This window comes from Pseudomonas sp., from assembly GCF_026224925.1.
In the GTDB taxonomy this organism is placed as follows: domain Bacteria; phylum Pseudomonadota; class Gammaproteobacteria; order Pseudomonadales; family Pseudomonadaceae; genus Aquipseudomonas.
In genome coordinates, this window is the sequence record NZ_JAMFRV010000165.1 from 1 (window position 1) to 4,591 (window position 4,591).

2 protein-coding genes are annotated in these 4,591 nt (G+C 54.3%); one reads left to right on the forward strand and one right to left on the reverse strand.

From position 1 onward, the window contains the following. The first annotated feature begins 446 nt into the window (after nucleotides 1–446). Nucleotides 447–3,308 carry an RHS repeat-associated core domain-containing protein gene (locus M0974_RS07025; RefSeq protein WP_297834523.1) on the forward strand — a complete coding sequence of 954 codons (2,862 nt, stop codon included), beginning with the start codon at nucleotides 447–449 and terminating at the stop codon, nucleotides 3,306–3,308. Nucleotides 3,309–3,405: 97 nt separating this feature from the next. On the opposite strand, the gene M0974_RS07030 is transcribed toward M0974_RS07025, so the two are convergent. Next, nucleotides 3,406–4,591 (reverse strand): fumarate hydratase (locus tag M0974_RS07030; protein WP_297834526.1); only part of this gene is annotated, 1,186 nt, incomplete at its 5' end.

Below are 4,591 nucleotides of genomic sequence, written 5' to 3' on the forward strand. Positions count from 1 at the left end.
CTGGCCACGTCCTGCACAAAGGTTGGTTTGGCCCGCCGTACAATGTCAAATACCGACGCATAACCCAACGTCTCCATGGCCGTCACGAAGCTTGTTCGGTTGTCGCTACGCTCCGCTCCGGGGGGCTGTTTTTTCGCCAGGTTGGCGATTAGGGAAAACGGCGTGTCGTCCATAATGGTGAAGCTCCATAAACAGCAAGAACCTCAGCATTGTTTAAATTAACCAGCCCGTCTACCTGTTATAAATAACAGGTAGACTTTTTTTTGATAAAAAACAGCGGGTTAGGATTAAGAATGATTGGTTGTTAACAGTAGTTCGTTTTTGAATATTAATCGATCCAGTAAACACCACTGTCATATCTGACAGTATTTCATTATTTGCACGTTTGCTAAGGTGTATTTACAGGCACGCCTTAGAGTCGGCCTTCACTTCAACCGGACACTCCTATGCACGCCCATACACCGACACTCGCTGTTCAAGACCCGAGGGGATTGGTGGTCCGCACTGTGCAGTATTGGCGCCAAGCCAGTGAAGAACTTCTAGATGTCCGCATTACTCATCAACAGCACGATGCAGTAGGGCGTGCGCTGGGCAGTCGTGATCCACGCTTGTTTAACCTTGCTCTCGCCGGTGACGAAGGGGTGCCTTTCAATTTTATCCAGCGATACAGTTTGTCCGGTTTGGTGTTGTCGACCGACTCGGTAGACGCGGGGTGGCGGGTTGCTCTGAATGGCGAGGCGGGCCAGGCAGTTGAGGCGTGGGATGGGCGCGACGGGCATACATTGATGCAATACGACGAGCTGTTGCGACCGCAATCCGCGCTTGAGCAAGCCGCTGGCGGAGCTCTGCAGGTGAGTGAGCGCTTCGCTTATGCCGACGCGCAGGCTGCCGGCCACAATCTCTGCGGCCAGTTGGTGCGTCATGACGACACGGCGGGTACCTGTCGGTTTCAGGAGTACAGCATGGGTGGTGCGCTGCTGCAGCAGACTCGATGGTTTCTCAACAGCATCGAGCCACCGGACTGGCCACCCACCGAGGTCGAGCGCGATGAGTTGCTTGAGACGGGTGTTGGTGCCACGACAATGGCTGATTTCAATCCGCTGGGCGAAACCCTAAGTCAAACCGATGCCGCGGGTAATATTCAGCGTTTCAGCTCGACGGTGGCGGGCGAGCTTAGGCAAGCCAGTGTGCAATTGGGGGGGCAGGTAGAGCAGGTCTTGGTTAGTAATCTGCGTTATGACGCGTTAGGCAATACGCAAAGCGAGACGGCTGGTAATGGCGTGGTTACCGCCCGTTACTACGATGCTGCTAGTGGTCAATTGCAACGTATCACGGCACAGAAAAGAGACAACACAGTGCTGCAGGATTTGAATTACCGATACGACCCTAGCGGTAATATCTTGCGTATTGAAAATACTGCACAAACGACAAAGTACTTTCGTAATCAGGCCATTGAACCGGTCAATGTTTATGTTTACGACACGCTTTATCAATTGATCCAGGCCACGGGTTATGAATCGGTTAATCCAGTGACGGGCCCGGATCTGCCACCCTTTCAATCGCCCGGTGTCGATCCCGGTCAGTTGGCTAATTACACTCAACGTTATGCTTATGATGCGGCCGGTAACGTGCAAACCCTTACCCATGTGGGCGGCCAAAATTATACCCGCGAAATGATCACCGCTCGCTACTCCAACCGAAGCTTGCCGGTAGTGAGCGATCATAGGCCTGATGAAGCAGAGTTGGCCGCAGGTTTTGACGCAAGCGGCAACCTGCGCGCGCTGCAACCTGGCCAAGCGCTGGTTTGGGATCAACGAAGCCAATTACGCCAAGTAACCCCGGTGGTGCGTGACGACGGTGAAGACGACTACGAGCGTTACCTCTATGGCGGTGGTGGTCAGCGTGTGCGTAAAGTCCGCATGACTCAAGCTGCCAGCGTTTCCCACTGCGCCGAAGTGCGCTACTTGCCGGGGCTGGAAATTCGCACTAACACCGCTACCGGTGAAACCCTCCACGTCATAAGCGTCTCGGCGTGCCGCGTGTTGCATTGGGTGGAAGGTAAGCCCGAAGAAGTGGCCAATGATCAATTGCGCTATAGCCTCGCCGACCATCTGGGGTCTAGCACTACAGAATTGGACGGGCAAGGCAATGTGATCAGTCAGGAAAGCTATTACCCGTTTGGTGGCACGGCATGCTGGGCCGGAAGAAACGCAGTAGAAGCGAGCTATAAAACGATTCGGTATTCAGGCAAGGAGCTGGATGCATCGGGGCTTTATTACTACGGTTTTCGGTATTACGCGCCTTGGCTGGCGAGGTGGATAAACCCGGACCCGGCAGGGGCTGTGGATGGGTTGAATCTTTATGTGATGGTGGGGAATCAGCCTGTTAATAAAGTCGATTCAAACGGACTTGTCGGGGAGCTACCCGCTGAACTTGAGGATCTACCTAAGCGTGTCGCAAAATACCTTTTTTCTTCAGGCCTAGCATTAACTCAGCCTGTAGAAGAGGCCGCCCGCGCTCAGAGGTGGATGGATGATTTAATTAAAGACAAGGGTAAAAGCCGGCGTAAATATGGGCCGCTTATATGGGGGGCAGCACAAAAAGATTATTTTAAGCACGAAAAAGCGCTGTTGAACATTTCTGCGGGCGGAACACTGACTGCCGAGTTGGAAAAAGGAATCCATATATTTTGGAGCACAAACGCTGGCGCTAAATACATACGAAGTATGAGCACTGCCGTGACCTTGGGTTCATCACCGCCTCAGAACTTAAGCGCGGCACACGCTGGAGCGTTGGGGGAGTTACAGGCGAACCTTGGCGATGCCGGGACGATAAAATTGAGTCACGCCACTAAAACGAAAAGCTTCGATCCCGCACTAGAATTGTTAAATAAACTTAATGGCGAACCCGGCCATACGATTCGTCTTGTCAAGAGGTCGATAAAAAATCGTCCTGAAATGTCAGGCGTACTTTATCGGGGAGCACGCATTGACGATGTCAGCATGTATCAGGAAGGGGCTGTGTTGGAGACCAGTAGTTTTGCTGCATTTTCTCCAGACAGGTCGACAGCCATGTCATTTTTAGGCGGAAAATTTCATCACAGCAGCGTGATGAATAATACGCAACCGGTTTTATTTATTGTAGGTGGCGGCGCGAAGCAGTTGCACACTTCCCTCAGTGAAGATGAGGGGCTTTTTGCGCCAGAGACAAAATTCAAAATCACTACAGTTGTGAGCAAAACGACCCACCGTGAGGTATTTATCGATCAACTAAAACTAGGCGTTAAAGGGCGTCACGCTTGGATGTAGAACGGCGGACTGCGCTTGAAACTGTTGAACTTGATGTTCGGTAAGTGCAACGGAGCCTCCTTGTTGGCTCCGTTGTCCGGGAAGGTATCGGAGGTTACTAAATCTCTACCGCCAAGCTCTCACTGATCTTCTTCTGCCAAATCGCAGGGCCGGTGTTGTGTACGGACTCACCTTTGGTGTCCACCGCAACGGTGGCCGGCATGTCGGTCACGTCGAACTCGTAGATCGCTTCCATGCCCATTTCAGGGAACGCCAGCACGCGGGATTTCTTGATCGCCTGGGCGACCAGGTAAGCAGCGCCGCCAACGACCATCAAGTACACCGCTTTATGGTCTTTGATCGCCTCGATAGCGGTTGGGCCGCGCTCGGATTTGCCGATCATGCCCAGCAAACCGGTTTGCTCAAGGATCTGGCGCGTGAACTTGTCCATCCGCGTCGCGGTAGTCGGACCAGCGGGGCCAACCACTTCATCACGCACCGGATCAACCGGGCCGACGTAGTAGATGAAACGACCCTTGAGGTCTACCGGCAAGGTTTCGCCGCGGTCCAGCATCTCGACCATGCGTTTGTGCGCCGCATCGCGGCCGGTGAGCATTTTGCCGTTGAGGAGCAAGGTTTCGCCCGGCTTCCAGCTCTGCACTTCTTCCGGCGTCAGGGTGTCGAGGTTGACGCGGCGAGCAGATGGGCCGGCTTCCCAGACGATGTCCGGGTACGCGTCCAACGGCGGTGCTTCTTGCGCAGCCGGACCACTGCCGTCGAGCACGAAGTGCGTGTGACGGGTGGCGGCGCAGTTCGGGATAATGCATACCGGCAGCGAGGCGGCGTGTGTCGGGTAATCCATGATCTTGACGTCGAGCACGGTGGTCAGGCCACCAAGGCCTTGAGCGCCGATCCCGAGCTGGTTGACCTTCTCGAACAGTTCCAGGCGTAGCTCTTCGATACGGCTGGAAGGACCACGCAGTTTCAACTCGTGGATGTCGATAGGGTCCATCAATACTTGCTTGGCCATGACAGCGGCTTTTTCTGCGGTGCCCCCGATTCCAATGCCGAGCATGCCTGGCGGGCACCAGCCAGCGCCCATGGTCGGAACGGTCTTGAGCACCCAGTCGACGATCGAGTCAGACGGGTTGAGCATGGCCATTTTCGATTTGTTTTCCGAGCCGCCGCCTTTGGCTGCCACGTCCACTTCCACGGTGTTGCCTGGAACGATGGAGTAATGGATCACCGCCGGGGTGTTGTCCTTGGTGTTTTTTCGAGCACCGGCCGGGTCGGCCAGAATCGAA